The sequence below is a fragment of the Curtobacterium sp. LFS079 genome (genome assembly GCF_047977865.1).
Classification (GTDB): Bacteria; Actinomycetota; Actinomycetes; order Actinomycetales; family Micrococcaceae; genus Arthrobacter.
The window spans coordinates 562,998-581,500 of record NZ_JBFPFO010000001.1; the positions used below are offsets into that span (position 1 = coordinate 562,998).

17 protein-coding genes are annotated in these 18,503 nt (G+C 67.5%); 10 read left to right on the top strand and 7 right to left on the bottom strand.

Annotated features, from left to right (window positions below):
• Window positions 1–87 precede the first annotated feature (87 nt).
• The 4 genes from ACNQPB_RS02595 to ACNQPB_RS02610 are packed head-to-tail and all read right to left on the bottom strand — an operon-like array spanning window position 88 to window position 3,890.
• The gene (locus ACNQPB_RS02595; protein ID WP_498748848.1) at window positions 88–1,008 is read right to left on the bottom strand and encodes a TauD/TfdA dioxygenase family protein; all 921 of its coding nucleotides are present in this window, start codon (window positions 1,006–1,008) and stop codon (window positions 88–90) included.
• A gap of 43 nt (window positions 1,009–1,051) precedes the next feature.
• The gene (locus ACNQPB_RS02600) at window positions 1,052–1,963 is read right to left on the bottom strand and encodes an ABC transporter permease (protein ID WP_498748850.1); all 912 of its coding nucleotides are present in this window, start codon (window positions 1,961–1,963) and stop codon (window positions 1,052–1,054) included.
• On the bottom strand, window positions 1,963–2,862 hold the full coding sequence (locus tag ACNQPB_RS02605) for an ABC transporter ATP-binding protein (RefSeq protein ID WP_498748851.1): 900 nt from the start codon (window positions 2,860–2,862) through the stop codon (window positions 1,963–1,965). The genes ACNQPB_RS02600 and ACNQPB_RS02605 overlap by 1 nt, the downstream gene beginning before the upstream one ends.
• Window positions 2,859–3,890 carry an ABC transporter substrate-binding protein gene (locus ACNQPB_RS02610; RefSeq protein WP_498748852.1) on the bottom strand — a complete coding sequence of 344 codons (1,032 nt, stop codon included), beginning with the start codon at window positions 3,888–3,890 and terminating at the stop codon, window positions 2,859–2,861. Before ACNQPB_RS02610 ends, ACNQPB_RS02605 begins: the two co-directional genes overlap by 4 nt.
• A gap of 368 nt (window positions 3,891–4,258) precedes the next feature.
• Here ACNQPB_RS02610 and ACNQPB_RS02615 point away from each other — a divergent pair, with 368 nt between their 5' ends.
• The 8 genes from ACNQPB_RS02615 to ACNQPB_RS02650 all read left to right on the top strand — a co-directional run bounded on the left by ACNQPB_RS02615 (window position 4,259) and on the right by ACNQPB_RS02650 (window position 12,829).
• On the top strand, window positions 4,259–7,243 hold the full coding sequence (locus tag ACNQPB_RS02615) for a hypothetical protein (RefSeq protein ID WP_498748854.1): 2,985 nt from the start codon (window positions 4,259–4,261) through the stop codon (window positions 7,241–7,243).
• Window positions 7,244–7,347: 104 nt separating this feature from the next.
• Window positions 7,348–8,211, top strand: coding sequence for an HpcH/HpaI aldolase/citrate lyase family protein (locus ACNQPB_RS02620; protein WP_498748856.1), 864 nt, complete (start codon window positions 7,348–7,350; stop codon window positions 8,209–8,211).
• 2 nt (window positions 8,212–8,213) lie between these two features.
• Entirely contained in the window at window positions 8,214–9,158 is a 945-nt protein-coding gene (locus ACNQPB_RS02625) for a DUF2797 domain-containing protein (protein WP_498748858.1), read from the top strand.
• A gap of 82 nt (window positions 9,159–9,240) precedes the next feature.
• Window positions 9,241–9,465, top strand: coding sequence for a DUF3188 domain-containing protein (locus tag ACNQPB_RS02630; protein WP_498748859.1), 225 nt, complete (start codon window positions 9,241–9,243; stop codon window positions 9,463–9,465).
• A 45-nt stretch (window positions 9,466–9,510) separates the two neighbouring features.
• Window positions 9,511–9,972: an FAS1-like dehydratase domain-containing protein gene (locus ACNQPB_RS02635; protein WP_498748861.1), complete on the top strand. Its 462-nt coding sequence runs from the start codon at window positions 9,511–9,513 to the stop codon at window positions 9,970–9,972.
• 2 nt (window positions 9,973–9,974) lie between these two features.
• Window positions 9,975–10,430 carry a MaoC family dehydratase gene (locus ACNQPB_RS02640; RefSeq protein WP_498748863.1) on the top strand — a complete coding sequence of 152 codons (456 nt, stop codon included), beginning with the start codon at window positions 9,975–9,977 and terminating at the stop codon, window positions 10,428–10,430.
• 65 nt (window positions 10,431–10,495) lie between these two features.
• Window positions 10,496–11,752 (top strand): MFS transporter, encoded by a 1,257-nt coding sequence (locus tag ACNQPB_RS02645; protein ID WP_498749088.1) that lies wholly within the window; start codon window positions 10,496–10,498, stop codon window positions 11,750–11,752.
• Window positions 11,753–11,761: 9 nt separating this feature from the next.
• Window positions 11,762–12,829 carry a UDP-N-acetylmuramate dehydrogenase gene (locus tag ACNQPB_RS02650; protein ID WP_498748865.1) on the top strand — a complete coding sequence of 356 codons (1,068 nt, stop codon included), beginning with the start codon at window positions 11,762–11,764 and terminating at the stop codon, window positions 12,827–12,829.
• Between the two features lie 83 nt (window positions 12,830–12,912).
• On the opposite strand, the gene ACNQPB_RS02655 is transcribed toward ACNQPB_RS02650, so the two are convergent.
• Window positions 12,913–14,373 carry an amidase gene (locus ACNQPB_RS02655; RefSeq protein WP_498748867.1) on the bottom strand — a complete coding sequence of 487 codons (1,461 nt, stop codon included), beginning with the start codon at window positions 14,371–14,373 and terminating at the stop codon, window positions 12,913–12,915.
• A gap of 11 nt (window positions 14,374–14,384) precedes the next feature.
• Entirely contained in the window at window positions 14,385–15,686 is a 1,302-nt protein-coding gene (locus ACNQPB_RS02660; RefSeq protein ID WP_498748869.1) for an MFS transporter, read from the bottom strand.
• Between the two features lie 174 nt (window positions 15,687–15,860).
• Between ACNQPB_RS02660 and ACNQPB_RS02665 the strand changes: the two genes are divergently transcribed.
• Window positions 15,861–16,787 carry a LysR family transcriptional regulator gene (locus tag ACNQPB_RS02665; protein WP_498748871.1) on the top strand — a complete coding sequence of 309 codons (927 nt, stop codon included), beginning with the start codon at window positions 15,861–15,863 and terminating at the stop codon, window positions 16,785–16,787.
• Here ACNQPB_RS02665 and ACNQPB_RS02670 read toward each other — a convergent pair.
• The gene (locus ACNQPB_RS02670; protein ID WP_498748873.1) at window positions 16,749–17,237 is read right to left on the bottom strand and encodes a hypothetical protein; all 489 of its coding nucleotides are present in this window, start codon (window positions 17,235–17,237) and stop codon (window positions 16,749–16,751) included. The genes ACNQPB_RS02665 and ACNQPB_RS02670 overlap by 39 nt on opposite strands.
• A 71-nt stretch (window positions 17,238–17,308) precedes the next feature.
• On the opposite strand from ACNQPB_RS02670, the gene ACNQPB_RS02675 reads away from it, so the two are divergent.
• The gene (locus ACNQPB_RS02675; protein ID WP_498748875.1) at window positions 17,309–18,445 is read left to right on the top strand and encodes a winged helix DNA-binding domain-containing protein; all 1,137 of its coding nucleotides are present in this window, start codon (window positions 17,309–17,311) and stop codon (window positions 18,443–18,445) included.
• The last annotated feature ends 58 nt before the right edge of the window (window positions 18,446–18,503 follow it).

An 18,503-nucleotide genomic window follows, 5' to 3' on the forward strand; every position in this document is an offset into this window, starting at 1 on the left:
TGGGCCCGGGAGCGCGCTCCCGGGCCGATCACGTGTTTCCTGGCCTGCGTCGCGGCGACAGCCGCTACAACAACACATGTGTGCTACTTAGACCGGGGCGACGACGGAGTAGCTGCTCGAGTCGCCCTGGATCGACTGGCTGGCTTTGCCGTCGATGCCCACCGGAATGTCACCGGCAATGGTCACGCGGTTGAGCTTGCGCTGCTGGCCGTCGTAGTTGTCCGGGGCGTAGTGCTGGGTGATGCGGTTGTCGAAGAGCACCAGCTGGTTCGGCTCCCAGTTCACGCGCACGATGTTTTCCGGACGGGTCACGTAGGCCTGCAGCAGGCGCAGGATGTCGCGGGACTCGGTGTTGGACAGGCCCACGATCCGCAGCCGCTGGGCGAAACCGCCGATGAACAGGCCGCGCTCGCCGGTGAGGGGGTGCACCCGCACCACCGGGTGTGCCGTCTCGAACTTGATCCGGGTGAATTCCTTGCGGCGGTCCTCGGCGTTTTCGTGCTCCAGATTCTTGGGGACCGAGTAGTCGTAGTCGTTGGTGTGGATGGCCCACAGTGTGTCCGCGAAGTTCCGCAGCTCGTCCGGCAGGTCCTGGTAGGCGCCGGCCGAAGAAGCGATCAGCGTCTCGCCGCCGTAGGAAGGCAGGTCGATGCTGCGCAGGGTGGAAGCCTGCGGCGGGTTCACCACGAAGGTCACGTCCGTGTGCCAGGTGTTGGCCGAGCCGTTCTCGCTGTCAACGGGCAGCACGTTGGCTTCGCCTTCCACGGAGGCCACCGTGGGGTGGGCCGTGGTGAGCGGGCCGAAGTGGCTGGCGAACTTCACCTGTGCTTCGTCGCTGAGGATGTTGGCCTCGCGGAACACCAGTGCCTTGTGCGTGTTGAGGGCCGCGCGGATCTGTGCCACGGTGCCCTCGCTGAGGTCCCCGCTGATGTCCAGGCCCCGGATTTCGGCGCCGATGCGGGAGCCCAGCTTGGTGAACCCGAGCTTGGTTTCGGTAATGACGGTCATTTCTTCTTTCCTATCTGTTTTGTTTGCGGTGGAAGGGAAGCAATCAGGCCCCGACGGCGGTGCGCCAGCGGGAGAAATGCCGCTCCAGGGCGACGAGCAGGAAGTTCACGCCCAGGCCCAGCAAGGAGACGGTGAGGATGCCGGCATACATGTCCGGGATGAGGAAGCTGCTCTGGGCATTGACGATCAGGTAGCCGAGGCCTGCCTTGGCACCCACCATTTCCGCGGCGATCAGCACCAGGATTGACGCCGTGCCGGCCATCCGGATGCCGGTGAAGATGGTCGGCACCGCGGAGGGCAGGATCACCTTCTGGAAGAGCCGGAAGCTGTTCAGGCCCAGCGACTTCGCCGCCCGGATGAGCAGCGGGTCCACGGTCTTCACACCCGCGATCGTGTTCAGCAGCACAGGGAAGAACGCCGCGTAGGCCACGATTGTCACCTTGGATTCCTCGCCGATGCCCAGCAGCAGGGTGAACACGGGGAGCAGCGCCAGGGCCGCCGTGTTGCGGAACAGTTCCAGCAGCGGGTTGAGTACCGAGTTGAGCCGGCCGTACCAGGCGATCAGGAGGCCAAGGGACACTCCGGCCGCCACGGCGATGCCGAAGCCGGCCACCGAGCGGCTCAGGCTCGCCGCCAGGTGGCCCTGGATGGAACCGCTTTCGAAGAGCTTTCCCCAGGCCAGCAGCACCTCGTGCAGCGGCGGCAGGAAGACCCGGGTGGACGGTGCAATGAGGTATAGCGGGCCGACTTCCCACAGTGCCAGGAACGCCAGGATGCCGGTGGCCTTCCACAGCCAGGTTCCGGCGCGGAACGCCGCACCCCTGGCGCCGGAAGCGACGGTCGCGAGGGCCGCCGTCGCCGGCTTTCCCGGGGGAGTGCCGTGCCCGACGGCGGGACGTGCGGCAGCGTCCGGACCGCCTGCGGGGCGGGCCGTCTTGGTCAGTGTTGCGCTCATCAGGCGGCGCTCCTTTCCGGGGTGGCGGGCTCGTCCGGGCCTGGTTCGTCATGAATAGTGCCGTCCGGCAGGATCTTGCGATGGCCGGCATCCTGGGCGAGGCGGACCTCGTCGTGCAGGAGGGTCCACACCTTGTGCCGCTGCTCCACGAAGGCGGGTGTGGAGCGGATGTCCTCGTCGCCGTCGCGGTCCGGGATCGCCACGTCCACGATTGCCTTCAGCCGGCCGGGCCGGGCACTGAGCACGGCCACGCGCTGGCCCAGGTATACAGCCTCGTCGATGCCGTGCGTGATGAACACGATCGTCTTGCCGGTGGCCCGCCAGATCCGCAGGAGCTCTTCCTGCAGCTGTTCGCGGGTCTGGGCGTCCAGGGCGGCGAAGGGTTCGTCCATGAGCAGCACGTCCGGCTCGTAGGCCAGGCTCCGTGCAATCGCGACGCGCTGCTTCATGCCGCCGGAAAGTTCATGCGGGAAACGGTCCTCGAAACCGGCCAGGCCCACCAGCTTGAGGTACTCGCTGGCCTTGGCGGCGCGTTCGCGGCGGCTGAGTTTACGGCCGTCCGGTCCCTTGCCTTCCAGCCCGATCGACACATTGGCCGAAGCGGTGCGCCAGGGGAAGAGTGCGTACTGCTGGAAGACCACGGCCCGGTCCTTGCCCGGGCCCGTCACCGGCTGGCCGTCCACCAATACCTCGCCGGAGGTGGGCGTGGACAGGCCAGCCAGGAGGTCCAGCAAGGTGGTCTTGCCGGAGCCGCTGGGCCCCACCAGGGTGAGGAACTCGCCGTCGCGCACGTCCAGGCTCAGGGAGTCGACGGCGGTGAGGGTGGTTGCGGCGGTTCCCTTTCCGGCCCGTACGGTGAACTGCTTGGTGACATTTCTGAGGCTGATCTTGGCGGTCATGGCTTTGCCTTTGCCAGCTCGTTGAAGTCGTTGGTGTAGTAGTTGGCAGGGGTGAGGTCCTTGGTGACGATGCCCGAGGTCTTCAGCCATTCGCCCCAGCGGGTGAAGTCCTCGTCCTTGATCTTCCCGGCGTCCGGAACGCCGACGCTCTTCCAGTACTGCAGGGCGTCGGTGCTTTCATTGCGGCCGCGTTCCTTGATGATCTTGGTGAAGCGGGCAATGACGTCCTTGCGGGGGGTGGTGCGTTCCCATTCGATGGCTTTGGCAACACCCGTGGCGAAGATTTTGGTGGTGGTCGGGTTCTTGGCAATGAAGTCGGTGCGCAGCACGTAGGGTCCACCGGCGAAGCTGCCGAAGAACTGGACGTCGCTGAAGACGGAGCGGAGCCCGCCGGCAGCGATCGCCTTGTCCTGCAGCACTCCGCCTAGCGCGCCCGCATCCACCTGGCCGCGGCGGATCGCCTCTTCGGTGTCGTTCGGCGGCAGCGGGACCAGCTGGACCTGCTTGGCCTCCTCGGCGCTCAGGCCGCTCTTGCGCAGGTAGGTGTTGATCACGGCGTCGGCATGGGCACCCAGGGTGTTCACGGCGATCTTCTTGCCGATGAAATCCCTGGCGGAGCGGATGGGGCTGTCTTCCTTGACGTAGAAGCCGTTGAAGGTCTTCTCGTCCTCGCCGTAGTAGTTGACCACGGCCTTGACGGGTGCGCCGGCCTCGATGAGCTTCACCACGGCACCGGCGAATGCGCCGCCGAAGTCGGTCTGGCCGGTGGCCGCGGACTGGATGTCCTGCGGGCCGCTGGTGGTGTTGCCGACCCATTTGAGCTTGACGTCGCCCAGGTAGCCGAGGTCCTGCGCGAGTTCGGGCAACGTGACCGAGTTGGCCCAGCCTTGGTAGCGCAGTTCCTTCACCTCGCTGCCGCCCTGGGAAGATCCGCCGGGGCCTGCCTCCGCGTTGCCGCCGCAGCCGCTCACCGTCAGCGCAAGTACGACGGCGGCCGCGACGCTCAACAGGGGCTGGTGCAGTTTCATGGGAGCTACTTTCCGGTTAGGGGTTTGGGGAGCCGGCCCGTGTTCGAAGGACCGGTGGGAACGATGTAAGCGCATCGGGGAAGGGGCTGGGAAGCCAGCGGGTAATGCTCGGAAACCCCGGGAAACCCCGGGAAACCGGGGGAAATCCGGCGCAACATCGGGCAACGCGGGGACGCATTTCGCTGTGCGTCGCGCCGGTTAAGCCCGGTTGAGCGCGGTGACTCCATGAGTCCTCGCCGCCGGCCTGGCAGCCCCGGGAAACCGGTTCGTACAGTCGATTGACATGGACTAGGGCCGGGCGCATTATTCAGTCACGCGCCCGCGGTCTCCCCAGGGGCGCTGGACGAGGCACCCGGCTGGGGGTTGTCATGACGGATCTACCCACACCTCCGCGCTTGGCGCGCTGGCTTACGGCAACACTGCTTGTCTCGGCGGTGACCCTGTGGATCGCGATGGCCGAGATCGACCGGCTCGTGGCCGGGATCGTCACCCCGGACGGCGGGAACAGCAGCGTCACCATCCTCAGCGGCTTCGGGGCTTGGGGCGCCCGGGATACGTGGTCCGTCTGGGCCGGGTTGGATCCGGAGGCCCACACCCGGCTGACAACCCTGGTCACCCTCCACTTGTCCATCGACTTTGTTTTCGCACTCCTCTACGGAGCCCTGCTTTTCCGGTTGGCGAAGGGCACAATCCTCCCCAGGGCCATTGCGGTCATTGCGGCCGCCCTGGATGTCACAGAAGGTGCCCTCCTGTGGCTCGCGATCCGCGATACAGGCCCCATCCCTGCGGTGGCGGCCGTGCTGGGCGTTGTCTCCAACCTGAAATGGCTGTTCCTGGCACTGTTTGCCCTCAGCGTCCTGGCCACACCGCTGCTGCGGAACCGGATATTCGACCGCTCGCTCCGGCTGGCCAGGGCAATTCAGTTCCACCGCCTGACAGTCACGGCTGTCGCCCTGGTCGCGGTCCTGGCCCTGCTGCCGGTGCCGGGCGTCAACGACCAAATGCCGGATTCCCAGCGGCTGTGGGCCGAGGGCACCCCCGGGCCCTTCATCGCCAGTTCGCTGGTGGTACCCCTCATCGCGGCGGGCCTGCAGTACATCGGGCGCCTGCGTTCCGTGCTTGCTTGGAAGTTGTGGAAGGAGTCCTACACCCAGGATCAGCCTCCCAGCTGGCGGCTGTGGCTTGTGGGCCCCTTGCTGCTGCTCGCCGGACTCGCCATCCCCGCCGTGTCCGGATTCCCCCTGGTGGTGAGCAACTGGTGGCAGTTCTGGGTCTTCCTTGGTGTTCCACTGCTCCTGCTGGGCGTGTCCATCGTCATGAAGTTCCTTTCGGTGGTGGGCTCGCCCTTCTCTTTCCGCGCCAAATGGGACATGCGCCCGTACGCGCGGGACTGCCGTCGGGCAATGGACATCTGGTGCGGCGGCGACAGCCTGGCGGTCCTGCTGATCGCGGTGGCGGGCATGTCCCTGGTGCGCAGCTTCGTCGGACCGGCGGCCATGATCCTCGTCGACCGGGAGGTCTTGACCACCGGAATGCCGGAAGGCTGGGAACCCAAGGTGTGGGGACTGCTGGCGTTCGGAGTGGTCCTGGCGGCCGGCGCGTATCCCCTCAGGAGCCTCCTGCTCCGCTGCGTTCCGCGCCTGTTCGGGCCCGATCCGCGCCGGGATATCGATCAGTGGCCGTACTTGAAGCACACCGTGCTCGCCATCGGAACTCTGCCGCTGCTGCTGTTGCTGCTGGCGCCGTCGTACTTCACCGCGTTCCTGGGGGTGTCGGCGACGGCGGTGCTCGGCATCGGCTGCTGGGCCCTGCTTTTCGGCGCGGTGGTGGTCTGGGCGCAGCAGCGCCAGCCGCTGGAGATCTTCCATCGGATGGGTTTCCGGGCCAACCCGTTCCTGTCCCTCATGGCAGCGGCGCTGGCCCTTGGCCAGATCAACGGCGGCGGCGACGCCATGCACGTGCCGCGCACCGACGGCCAGCCCGCCGCCGCGGAGCGGAGGACGGTCGACGTCGAATTCCGTGCGTGGCTCCAGGCATCCACGGCGTGCAACAGGACGGCCGGGAACGGCAAGATGGTGCGTCCCATGCTCCTGGTCGCGGCCGAAGGAGGCGGAATCCGCGCCGCGAGCTGGACCACCAAGGTCTTCGGGGCGCTCGCAGAGTCCGCCTGCGGCAAGACCGCCACGCTGCTTTCCAGCGGCGTCAGCGGCGGGTCGCTCGGGCTGGCGCTGGTGACCCGGTATGCCCCGCGCGAAGGTGGCGAAGGGAAAGGCCTGGCCACCGCAGCCGGTGCGGTCGCATCGCCGGAAGCGCTCTCCGTCAGCGTCGGCGGCGCCCTTGTCTCCGACCTCGTGGCCGGCGGCACAGGCCTGCTGATCCCCAACCGGAGCCGCGGCGATTTCGGCTGGCACGATCGCGCCGCCCTGATGGAACGCGAATGGGAGCGCCAGGCGCCGCTCCTGGATGCACCCTTCGACCCGGCGGCCCGGGGTGCTGCCGGTGCAGTCATGCTCAATTCCACGGTCACCGGCTCGGGATGCCGGCTGGTCCTCAGTCAGCTGAGGCTCACGGCGTCAGGGGGAGGCCAAGCGGCGCCGGGGAAGGCTCCGGAGTGCCTATCGGAGGGCGGTCCGCCGGTGTCCATTGACTTCCTTGACCCGGCGAACGGCTTTTGCGACACGGCACTCCGCTGGTCCACGGCGGCGATGATCTCGGCCAGGTTCCCGATCATCTCCCCGGCAGGCCGGGTCCCCTTTGGCGCGGAAGGGAAGGACGGCTGCACATCGGCTGGTTCCTTCCAAGCCATCGACGGCGGCTATGCCGAAGGCTCCGGGCTCGGGACGGTCTCCGATGTCTGGGGCGGCCTGCGCGAGGTCGTCCAGGAGTACAACAACGGGCCCGAAGCCGGCACGGCAGAGCATCCCTACGTGGTCCCGGTGTTCGTCTATATCCGCAATTCGCCGGGGGTGGACCTTGCGGCCAAAGTGCCGGCGCCGGTTGCGGAGCTTGCCGTTCCACTGGCCGGGCTCAAAGCGAAGGCAAACCAGGTCGAAGCCGGTGCGTGGCTGCAGCGTCTGGGCCAGTCGGCGGACGTCTGCCTGGGCCATGAGTGCGACGCGGCGAGCAAGGCAGTCCTGGACGCCCTGGGCGGCCACTCGGTGGTGGTCGCCCCGAAGAGCCGCCCGGCGGTCGATCCGCCGCTGGGCTGGACGCTTTCGATGCTTTCGCAAAGGCTGATGGACGAGGCCCTCCAAGACGACCTGACCCTGACGGAAGGCACCTCCGGCACCGAACCCGGGCTCGGAAAGCTGTTCGCGGTCCTGTCCGCGGCGCAAGGCGCGGTATCCAAGTGACGCCCCTGCCGCCGTCGAAAGTCACATTGGTTTTGTTCATAGTGAAGATCACATAGAGGGCTCTTTCTTGGCCATTGCCCCCGCCGGGCGGATACGGTAGATCCATGACGTCCAGCATCACCGCCGAATCCGTGCGCCCCACCCGCAGCATTCCCGCCGACATTGCCCGCTCCTGGCTCCTCGTGAACGCCATGAAGACGGAGCTTTTCGACCAGTCGGCCAGTTCGCGTGCGGACGCCATCATCCTGGACATCGAGGACGCCGTTGACCCGTCCCAGAAGGACCACGCCCGCAACAACGTGGTGAACTGGCTCTCCGGTGGCGGTCAGGCCTGGGTCCGCATCAACGACGCCACCAGCTCCTTCTGGGCAGACGACCTCGCCGGCCTGCGCGGCACCCCGGGCCTGCTCGGCGTGATGCTCGCCAAGACCGAGTCCGCTGACCAGGTCACCGAGTCCTACCACCGCATGGACGGCAAGACCCCCGTGATCGCCCTGGTGGAGTCCGCCGTCGGCATCGAAGAAGCCAACAACATCGCCAAGGGCCAGGGCTGCTTCCGCCTCGCTTTCGGTTCCGGCGACTTCCGCCGCGACACCGGCATGGCCGCAACCCCCGAGGCCATGGCGTACCCCCGCGCCAAACTCGTCGTCGCCAGCCGTGTCGGCAACCTGCCGGGCCCCATTGACGGCCCCACGGTCGGCACCAACCACCCCATCCTGCGCGAGCAGACGGGCATCACGGTAACCATGGGCATGACCGGCAAGCTCTGCCTTGCCATCGACCAGACCACCGTCATCAACGAAGTCATCAGCCCCACGCCCTCGGACGTCGCCTGGGCAACCGACTTCATGAACGACTTCGAGGCCAACGGCCGCGTCATCCGTGACGGCTCCGACCTGCCGCGCCTTGGCCGTGCGGAGAAGATCATGAAGCTTGCCGTGGCTTTCGGGGTTCAGCCTTCGCTGTAGCCATGCTCGTTCACGGCGTCGCCTGGGACTGGACACACGGCGGTCCGTCGCCGTCGGGAGTCATGCCCGACGGCGGTTCCCCGGTGCTGCGCCTGCGGGCACCTTCCGGGGAGCCCGCCGGTGTTCCGCTGGCCGCCGGTTCCGGCCTTGGCTTCCGCGTGCTCGACGGGCTGTGGTGCCTCGGCCACAGCAGGGTCCACGGACCAACGGAACGCCTTCAGGTGCCCTGCCCGGACGCGGCGCCAGCCGAACGCGGCAAGCAATGCGGACAGTGCTTCGCCCGTGACGATTTCCGGCTGATGCATGATTTCCACCGGGGTGGCTCCGTTCCGGCGGGATTGCGCTCCTACCTGATGCAGCCGCACTGGCTCTACCTGGCGACGTTCGCCGGCGGCGCCACGAAGGTCGGCACGGCATCGGCGGTGCGCAAATGGCAGCGGCTCGCGGAACAGGGCGCGGTGCGGGCCACGTACGTGGCGCATGCCGAGGACGGCCGCGTGGTGCGCATCCTCGAAGACCTCGTCACGCAGGAGCTCGGAACGGTCCAGCTCGTCAGGTCCGCTGCCAAGGCGGCGTCGCTGCTTGAGCCGCTTCCCGACGTCGAGCTTTCCGCCATCAACAAACGGGCCGCCGCCCGTACGCGCGAGTTCCTGGACGGGCTCGCCCTGGGCGGCTTTTCCACCGTTGAGGAAGAGTGGCAGCGGCCCGCCTTCGCGGAGGAAGCCTGCGGCCTTGTCAGCGGGCGGAGGCGGCACCCCTACCCCCAAGCGTTCGACGGCGGCGCCCACGGCTTCACGGTCCGCTCCCTAAGCGGCGCCACTGCCCTGGTGTCCCTGCCGGCCGAAGAATCCGGCTTCATCGCCGGCCTGGGTGCCCTCAAAGGCCGCCGGATTGAGTTCGGGGACTACCGCACGGACATTCCGGCGCTCCAGGACTCCCTGTTCTGAATGTTGTGAGGCCTGCTCTACGTCCAATGGCGCCGCCAAAGTACGTAAAGCGGGCCTCACAACGCGTCGATAGACTTATCGGGTGCTGAACGAATTCTGGGCCACGGCCTCCACTACCTACAAGACGCTGGTTTTCAGCGCGATGGGCCTGATCGCCGTCGGGATCATCCTCACCATCGTCGGAAACACCACCCAGAACCAGGGCATGGCATTCGCTTCGCTCGGCGTGATCGGCCTGGGCCTGGTGCTGCATGTGGTGGGCCTGGTGGTGCGCGGGCAGCAGATCCGCCGGACGCTCAGGAAGTAAGTCACAACTGCGGTTGTGGTCCGCTGGCCCGATACCCTTGTTTTCATGACAATCAATCCCGACCTGCAGGGCCGCAGCTACCCTGCCGCTGAGGTGTACGACGTCGGCCGCGAAAAGATCCGTGAGTTCGCCCGGGCGGTCAAGGCCACCCACCCCGCCCACTTCGACGTCGAGGCAGCCAGGGCGCTCGGCCACAGCGACCTCGTGGCGCCGCCCACCTTCGCCATCATCGTCGCGCAGCGCGCCGACGCCCAGCTGATCGAGGACCCGGAATCGGGAATCGACTTCAGCCGCGTGGTCCACGCCGACCAGCGTTTCACCCACCACCGCGCCATTGTGGCCGGTGACCAGCTGCGCGCCGAACTGCACGTCGACGGCGTCCGCGCCATGGGCGGGGGAGCGATGATCACCACCCGCGCCGAAATCTTCACTGTGGGCGACGACCTGCAGCGCGACCCCGTCGCCACCACCACCTCGTCCATCCTGGTCCGCGGAGAGGGACAGTAAGCATGAGCCTGAAATTCGAAGACCTCACCGTCGGCCAGGAAATCGGCACGCGCAGCATCGACGTCACCCGCCAGGACCTCGTCAAGTACGCGGGCGCCTCCGGCGACTTCAACCCGATCCACTGGAATGAAGCCTTCGCCACCGGCGTGGACCTGCCCGGCGTGATCGCCCACGGCATGTTCACCATGGGTTCGGCGGTGCAACTGGTGAGCGACTGGGCAGGCGATCCCGCCGCCGTCGTCGACTACCAGACCCGGTTCACCAAACCCGTCCTGGTCACCGACACCACCGGAACCGCCGAGCCCGGTGCGGTGATCGAGGTGGCCGGCGTGGTGGGAGCCCTCGACGCCGACGCCGGAACCGCGCGCATCGACCTCACAGTCACCTTCGATGGGCAGAAGGTCCTGATGAAGTCCCAAGCCGTTGTGAAGCTGGACCGAACAGCGAAGCTCGCTTGAACACCATTCTTAAACGAGGCGAAGGCGCCACCGCAGCAGACATTGCGCGGTGGCGCTTTGCTGTCATGGCCGCGTACGGCGCCAGCGGCATCGCCGCCGCGTCCTGGGTCTCCCGCCTCCCGGCGGTTCGGAACGGGCTGGAACTCGGCCCGGCCGCCGTCGGGCTCATCCTGCTCTGCCTGACGGCGGCGTCCTTCACCTCGGTGTCCGTTTCCGGGCTGGTGGTGCTGCGGCTCGGTTCGGCCCGCGCGGCGCGGATCGCCTGCGTGCTGAGCGGCACCGGCTTGTTCCTGCTGGGCCTCGGCACTTCGGTGCTTTCCAGCCTGGTGGTGGCCGCGTGCGGCCTCGCACTGCTGGGCCTGGCGAACGGCTGCTACAACACCGCCCTGAACGTCGAAGGGGCCGCCGTGGAGCGGGCGCTGGGCAAACATGTGATGCCCTGGCTGCATGGTTCCTTCAGCCTGGGCACAGTGGCCGGAGCCGCGGCGGGTGCCTGGGCCGCTGCCGCGAAGCTGCCCGTCGCGTGGCACCTGGGCCTGGTGGGCGCCGTCGCGATCGCCGCGGTGCTGACCGCCAGCCTGTCCTTCAGGGCGGATCGCGAAAGTGCCGGCCGGAGCGGCCCCACCCTGCAACGCAAACCTGTGCGGCCCCGGAAGACGGATACCTTCGAGGACCCCACCACGGGCCCGCTGCCCATCATCAACCCCGCCTTGGCCTCGGAAGCCGCATCGCTGCACGGCAAGCGCCTGGTCGCGATGGCCTGGCGGGAACGCCGCACGGTGATGCTCGGGCTGATGGTGCTCGGGCTGGCCCTCTCGGAGGGCGCTGCCGGGGACTGGGCGGCCCTGGCACTGGCGGACGGCCACGGCCAGAGCGAGGCGGCGGGCGCGGCCGGCTACGGAGTGTTCGTGACCTTCATGACCGTGGGCCGCTTCGCCGGGACCTTCCTGCTGGACCGCTTCGGCCGGGTCGCCGTCATGCGGTGCTGCGCGGCGACGGCCTTCCTCGGGGTGGGAACGTTCGTGTTCGCGCCCGTGCCGTGGATCGCCTTCGTGGGCCTTGGACTGTGGGGCCTGGGCACGTCCCTGGGCTTCCCCGTGGGCATGTCCGCCGCGGCCGACGACCCCGTCCACGCGGCGGCCCGGGTCTCGGTGGCGTCGACCATCGCGTACGGTGCCTTCCTCTGCGGCCCGCCCGTGCTGGGCTTCCTCGGCCAGCACTTCGGCATCCTGCATGCCCTGCTGACCGTGCTGCTGTTCCAGGCGCTGAGCTTCTTCCTCGCCCCGGTCCTGCGCAAACGGCAGGCACCCGCCGCAGGCTAGACTCGATTGGTGACCCAGACGCTGCTTTCCGAACTGACCACCGCCGCCGTGGGCGGACCCGCTGCCCGCTATCTCGAGGCGCGCAGCGAAGCGGAAATCATCGACGCCGTCCGTTCCACCGATGCAGCGGGGGAGAAGCTGCTCATTGTCGGCGGCGGCTCCAACCTGCTGGTCGCGGACGCCGGATACCCGGGCACCGTCCTGAAGATTGCGTCCGAGGGCTTGACCGTCAGCTCCGAGGACACGTGCGGCGGAGTGTCAGTGGTGGTCCAGGCCGGCCACAACTGGGACGCCTTCGTCGAGCACGCGGTCCTGCACGCCTGGTCCGGCGTCGAGGCGCTGTCCGGCATCCCCGGGGCGACGGGCGCGACGCCGGTGCAGAACGTGGGTGCCTACGGCACCGACGTCTCGCAGACCATAGCCTCCGTGCGGACCTGGGACCGCGTGAACAACGCCGTGACGACGTTCAGCAACTCGGAGTTGAAGTTCGCTTACCGGGACTCGATCCTCAAACAGACCACCAACGAGGGCTCGCCGCGGTACGTGGTGCTCACGGTCGAATTCCAGCTGCCCTTGGGCCGCATGAGCGCGCCCGTCCGCTATGCCGAGCTTGCCCGGGCCCTCGGCGTCGAGCCGGGCAAGCGTGCCTACGCCAACGATGTCCGCCGCGAGGTCCTGCGCCTGCGCGCCTCCAAAGGCATGGTGTTCGACCCCGCGGACCGTGACACCTATTCCACCGGCTCCTTCTTCACGAACCCGGTGGTTCCCGCCGCTGACGCCACAGGACTCCCGGAAGGCGCCCCGCAGTACCCGGGCGGCGCGGACGGCCTGGTAAAGCTTTCCGCGGCCTGGCTGATCGAGCACGCCGGCTTTGCGAAGGGCTACGGGCTCGACGCCGGCAGCGTCTCGGGCGGCCGGGCTTCGCTTTCGACCAAGCACACCCTGGCCATCACCAACCGGGGCAACGCCAGCGCCGAGGACATGGCTGCCGTCGCGCGCGAGGTGCGCCGCGGCGTCGTCGAACGTTTCGGAATCGAACTGCACCCCGAACCGCTGCTGATCGGCGTCGAGCTCTAACGTTCCGCACCGGGCCCGGACCCGGCGTGGAAACCGCGGGCACCGGCCCTAATGGTCCAGTGCCCGCGGTTTCCCGGCCGTCCTCAGGAACGAAGCGAGGCAGGGATTCCCAGCGGATCCGTCAGGGCCTCGATGGCCGCGGCGATGCGGAAGGCACTTGCTTCGCCGAAGGGATGGGCCACGAGCTGGACGCTGGTCGGCACTCCGCAGCCGGAAAGACCGCTGGGCAGGGCCATGACCGGGCAGCGGTTGGCCACATTGAACGGCATCGTCAGGTGCGCCGCCATGTAGATATCGAAATGCCTGCCCTCCAGAGTGATGCCGTCCAGGAAGTTCCCGTCGGCCGGGAGCATTTCGACGCCCTGGGTGGGGGCCAGCAGCGCATCGAAGCCGGCCATGGTCCGGGCGAGTTCCTGCTGGATGGCCGCGTCCTTGGCGAGGGAGTCCACCAGGGTGCCGCGCCCGGCGGCGGCCGCGGCGTCTGCAAGGAACCGCTGTGCGTAGGGCGACAAGGTGGCGGGATCCGTTTCGTTCTGCAGCGCAGCACCCATGATGCTGCCGAAGTGGGCGAAGATGGTGTCCAGGACCTGCTCCACGGTCCAGGCCGGCTCCACCACCTCGACCCGTGCCCCGGCATGGCGCAGGCGCTCAACCAGTGCTTCGGTGTTCTTCCGTATGCTCTCCGCGACCGGGAATCCACCGAGCGTGGGACTGTAGGCGATCCGCACTCCGCGCAGGTCACCGGTAGCGCCGGCGTCGACGTGGGGGAGGTAGTCCGTGCCGTGGTCTCCCCAGGAGGAATGGTCGGAAGGATGGCGCCCTGCCATCACCGAATGCAGGAGTGCCACGTCCCGGACGCTGCGGCCCAGCGGGCCGTCTCCCCGGTACCAGTCAGCGCTCAGGGGAGCGGCCCCGGGGACGCGGCCGTATGGAGCCTTGTAGCCGACCAGGCCGTTGAAACCTGCCGGGATGCGGGTCGAACCCCCGATGTCGCTGGCTGTTGCAAGGGTGCTCATGCCCGCTGCGATGGCGGCTCCGGCACCGCCCGAGGACCCGCCGGGTCCTGCCTGCAGGTTCCAGGGATTGCGGGTCACGCCCCAGAGTTTTGAATGGGTGACAGAGGCGCAGGAGAATTCCGGGGTGGTGGTGCGGGCGTGGACGACTGCGCCGGCCGCCAGGACACGGTCGACGACGGCGTCGTTGGCCTCTGCGATGTTGTCCTGTTTGGAGGCGAGGCCGAAGCTGAGGCTCCTGCCTGCGATGGCGTGCTTTTCCTTCGTGACAAGGGGAATGCCGAGCAGCGGTGCTGTGTCCCCTCCGGCACTGTAGGCGCGGTCGGCGTCCTGGGCCTGGCTCAAGGCCCAGTCCCGCATTTCCTCCGTCAGGGCGTTGATGCCGAGCTTGTCCGGAAGGTTGACGCGGTCGATTTGTTCGAAGTGTTCGTTCAGGACCTCGGAGGGCTTGAAATCGCCCCCGCGGTAGCCTTCGAGCAGTTCGGATGCGGTAAGGAAGGCAAGGCGCTGGTCCTGGCTGGAGATAGTCATGGGGTTTCCTTTCAGTTGGTGATCGTTGCGGGCGTCCGGTCAGCAGTGGAGCGGCTGAGGAGCGGATGGGTTTCAGGAACCCCGCCGAAACGGACGAGCAGGGCGACGGCGGCGGCGTAGACCGCGAGGTAGATTCCGGGGGACACCGCCGAGCCGGTGGTTTGGACCAGCCAGGTGCCGATGATCGGCGCGGTTCCGCCGAGCAGCGCGTATCCGACGTTGTAGCTCACCGCGGCGGAGGTGAAGCGGGTACTGGTCTGGAAGATCTCCACGAACACCGTGGAACTGCCGGCGCTGTAGAACGCCAGGGGCAGGACATACAGGAGCTGGCCTGCGATCACCAGCCACAGTTGCCCGCTGACGATCATCAGGAACGCGGGCACTGCGATCACGGCCATGGCGGCGGAGCCGATTTGCAGCATGGGGCGGCGGCCGATCCTGTCGCTCAGCAGGCCGGCAAACGGCGAAACCAGGGCAAGGAGGACCATGACGGACGCATTGATGGCCAGGGATGCCTCCCGGCTGAGTCCGGCCGCGGTCTGCAGGAAGGTCACAAAGTAGCCCGCCAGGTTGTAGAAGGCCAGCGCGGTCAAACCGCAGACCAGGGTGACCTGCAGCATGCGCCGGCCGTTGCTCCGGAATGCCTCCCGGACCGGGCTGTACTCCTTGGCTGCCGCGGTCTTCAGGACCTTCTGGAATTCCGGGGATTCTTCGGTCCGCCGGCGGATCCAGAAGCCCATGACGGACAGGGGAAGGGCCAGGAGGAAGGGCAGCCGCCAAGCCCATTCCGCGTAGGCGGCAGCGCCGAAGATTCCGTGGATCGCAAGGATCAGGCCGCCGGAGAGGACCCCGGGCAGCGCGGTCGCGCTGAGCGTGATGCACAGCCAAAGGCCGCGCCGTTCCACAGGCGCGTGTTCCAGGACGAAGGCGGGGGCACCGACCGACTCGCCGCCGGCCGAGAAGCCCTGCACGAGCCGGAGGAGCACCAGCACCACGGGAGCCAGGTATCCAAGCGTTGCGAAGGATGGCAACAGTCCGATGCCGGCAGTGGCCACGCCAATGGCCATGAGGGTGATGAACAGGACCGGGCGGCGCCCGATCCGGTCACCCAGGGCGCCGAAGAACAGGCCGCCGAGCGGACGGACCACGAAGGCCACCCCGAAAGCGGCGAACGTTGCCAGGAGTCCGGCAAAGGCGGATTCCGCGGGGAAGAATTGCTTTGCCAGGATCAGGGCGCTCAGCCCGTAGAGGCTGAAATCGTAAAACTCGATGAACTGGCCAACTGCGCCTCCGGCAAGAACACGCTTCTGCATCGGTGCCGGCGAAGCGGCGCGCGGGACGTTTGCCGCTGAAAGATATCGGTTCACTGGGGGCTCCGGGATCGACGGAATATGAGGACCATCACAGTCTGCTTCGGCACTATCCCCCTTGACCAATCAATGCTTTTTGACGTTAGTATTTGAAAAATCTATGGATAGGAGCTGTCAATGAGCGATGACGTCTCACTTGTCCAATTGGAGTACTTCCGCGCGGTTGTCCGGCGGGGGAGCCTGACCAAGGCCGCGGAGGCCCTTAACGTCACCCAGCCCACGCTCTCGGCCGCGGTGGCCCGCCTCGAGGGAACTTACGGCGTCAAACTGCTGGCCCGCATACCTCGTAAAGGGGTGGAGCCGACTCTCGCGGGGCGGCGGTTGATGAAGGCTCTGGAGCCTTTGTTGGACACCGCGAGAGGCCTGGGCGGTGTTGCGCGGGGAAGCGAAGAACCGTTGGAAGGTGAGCTCTCGGTGGGTGTTTACGCACCTCTAGCCCCGATCTATTCGGCCGCCCTGCTGACGCAAGCCGCCGAGCGCCTTCCCTTGCTCGACATCAGGCTGAGCGAGGGGGATCTCGAAAGCCTTCCCGAGGCCCTGAAACGCGGGCAGCTGGACCTTGCCATCATGTACGACGACGGCCTGGACACCACGCTGGGCGTCCACCCGCTCACGAAGCTCCACCCCCACGTGGTGGTCGCCGAGGACCACCACCTTGCGCGGTCCGGGCAACACAGCGTGTCACTGCGTGCCTTGGCCGACGAACCGGCCGTCCTCCTGGCGAGTCCGCATTCCCTCAGCAGGTACACCGACTTCTTCAGGATGGTCGGCGTGACGCCGACGATCCGCCACACCTCCCAAAATTACGAGGTTATCCGCTCCTACGTGGCGGCCGGCCTTGGCTATTCGATCCTGCACCACCAGCACCAGACCCTGGAAACCCATTCAGGCCGCCGGATCGTTCCGCTGCGCATCGAGGAAGAGCTCCCGGCGGCGGCCTTGTGCCTGGTGTCTCCGGAGCCGGCTCCGCTCTCGGCCAAGGCTCAGGCGTTCAAGACGCTGGTGTCAGGCATTGTCGGCATCCTTGCCGGACCGGCTAAGTGACGGTTCCGAGCGCGCCTTCCTCAACAGCAGGAAAGTCAGGCCGCAATCCACGGCACCCAGCAGGAAGAGCTGGCTGAACGCGGTGCTCTGCGGCGACGGGCCGGTGGGGGACGCCCAACCGGCGGCCGCGAAGCCCGCCACTGCGACCAGCATGACGACGGCGGCCAGCAGGAAGCTGCGTGTCTGCTCGTCTGTTCCGCTTCGTTCCGGCCGGTCCTGCCGTCCGCGCCCCGGCTGGGTGCAGATAGCCAGGACGAGCAACAAAGCGGACGCGCCGGTTCCGGCAAGTCCGGTGGCCTGCACGGCCTGCATGGCCGGGCTGAGCCGTACCCCCGAGCCGATGGCGACGGCCAGCCCGCAAACCAGCCCGACGCCGGCCAGGCCCCAGGCACAGGCCGCCAGGCGCCGGCTCAGGGGCCGCAGGAGCGTGCCGCTCTCACCGAAAAGCATGCCTTCAGCGTACGAAGTACGCCTGTGCGGAGGCTGGAAGTCCGGTGGGTGGCAGCCCCTAGGATGAAGGCATGGTCTCCACGAAAAGCCGTGTTACCGCCAAAGTGATGGGCCGCCTGAGGCTTGCCAGCCAGGGCCTGTTGGGCAGCGCTCCCGGGGAACCTGCCGGGTTCGCCTCGGTGGAGGAGTGCGTCCGCCACATGACAGCCATGCAGGCCCAGGACCTGGCTTCGACGCTGTGGGCGGTGGGGCAACGCGTACCGGGCAGCAAGGCATCGGATGTGCGGGCGGCCCTCGACTCGGGAACGGTGGTCCGTTCGTGGCCTTTCCGCGGCACCCTGCACCTGGTCCCGGCGCAGGACCTGCACTGGATGCTGGAGATTACCGGCGGGCGCATGGTCCGTGCCGTCGCAGGCCGGCACCGCGAACTCGGAATCACCTCCGAGGACGTTGCGCACTGCCGGGACATCGCCCGGGAAGCGCTGGCCGAGGGGAGGGGCGCCACCCGTGAGCAGCTCTTCGAAGCCTTCGAGGAAAACGGACAGATCACCAAGGCCCAACGCGGGGTCCACCTGCTGTGGACCCTGTGCCTGCGCGCCTGGCTGGTACAGGGCCCGATCGCGGGATCCAACGGCAAAGCAGCAGGCCAACAGCTGTTCATGCCGTTCGAGGAATGGATTCCGGAATCGCGGGAGCTTGACCGCGACACGGCCATCAGCGAACTGCTGCACCGGTACCTGCGCAGCCACGGCCCGGCAACGCTAGACGACTTCTGCTGGTGGACGCAGATCCCCAAGACGGAAGCGAAAGCCGCGCTCAGCCGGATCAGCACGCAGTTGGAGGAGCTGGAGTTTGAAGGGACCTCCTATTGGATTCCGCCGGAGACAGCATCACTGCTCGACGACGGCGTTCCCGGCGCCCGTACGCTCCTCGCGCTGCCGGGTTTCGACGAATTCCTGCTCGGCTACAAGGACCGCAGCCTGGTCCTTGCCCCGGAGCATGCCCAGAAGGTCGTTCCCGGCGGTAACGGAGTCTTCAAGCGGGTAATCGTCTCCGGCGGTTTGGTGACCGGCACCTGGGCGAGAAACGGCGCCGGCCGCAATGCCGCCGTCGTGCCTGAACCCTTTGATCCGGAAGGGCTGCCACCGGCGGCCGCACGGTCCTTCGAACTCCAGGGGGAGAAGTACTTGAAGTTCATGGCCGGTTAGTTCATTGGCCGGTTAACGCCGCCGGCCCGCCTGTTCCGTTGCGCGCGGCTACGGAAAA

Bases quoted from the DNA above. Each gene is read 5' to 3' on its own strand.
- ACNQPB_RS02625 (WP_498748858.1), top strand. From the start codon at position 8,214: ATGCTCGTTCACGGCGTCGCCTGGGACTGGACACACGGCGGTCCGTCG.
- ACNQPB_RS02620 (WP_498748856.1), top strand. From the start codon at position 7,348: ATGACGTCCAGCATCACCGCCGAATCCGTGCGCCCCACCCGCAGCATT.
- ACNQPB_RS02635 (WP_498748861.1), top strand. From the start codon at position 9,511: ATGACAATCAATCCCGACCTGCAGGGCCGCAGCTACCCTGCCGCTGAG.
- ACNQPB_RS02610 (WP_498748852.1), bottom strand. From the start codon at position 3,890: ATGAAACTGCACCAGCCCCTGTTGAGCGTCGCGGCCGCCGTCGTACTT.
- ACNQPB_RS02660 (WP_498748869.1), bottom strand. From the start codon at position 15,686: ATGCAGAAGCGTGTTCTTGCCGGAGGCGCAGTTGGCCAGTTCATCGAG.
- ACNQPB_RS02640 (WP_498748863.1), top strand. From the start codon at position 9,975: ATGAGCCTGAAATTCGAAGACCTCACCGTCGGCCAGGAAATCGGCACG.
- ACNQPB_RS02665 (WP_498748871.1), top strand. From the start codon at position 15,861: ATGAGCGATGACGTCTCACTTGTCCAATTGGAGTACTTCCGCGCGGTT.
- ACNQPB_RS02645 (WP_498749088.1), top strand. From the start codon at position 10,496: ATGGCCGCGTACGGCGCCAGCGGCATCGCCGCCGCGTCCTGGGTCTCC.
- ACNQPB_RS02605 (WP_498748851.1), bottom strand. From the start codon at position 2,862: ATGACCGCCAAGATCAGCCTCAGAAATGTCACCAAGCAGTTCACCGTA.
- ACNQPB_RS02615 (WP_498748854.1), top strand. From the start codon at position 4,259: ATGACGGATCTACCCACACCTCCGCGCTTGGCGCGCTGGCTTACGGCA.
- ACNQPB_RS02655 (WP_498748867.1), bottom strand. From the start codon at position 14,373: ATGACTATCTCCAGCCAGGACCAGCGCCTTGCCTTCCTTACCGCATCC.
- ACNQPB_RS02675 (WP_498748875.1), top strand. From the start codon at position 17,309: ATGGTCTCCACGAAAAGCCGTGTTACCGCCAAAGTGATGGGCCGCCTG.
- ACNQPB_RS02600 (WP_498748850.1), bottom strand. From the start codon at position 1,963: ATGAGCGCAACACTGACCAAGACGGCCCGCCCCGCAGGCGGTCCGGAC.
- ACNQPB_RS02595 (WP_498748848.1), bottom strand. From the start codon at position 1,008: ATGACCGTCATTACCGAAACCAAGCTCGGGTTCACCAAGCTGGGCTCC.
- ACNQPB_RS02670 (WP_498748873.1), bottom strand. From the start codon at position 17,237: ATGCTTTTCGGTGAGAGCGGCACGCTCCTGCGGCCCCTGAGCCGGCGC.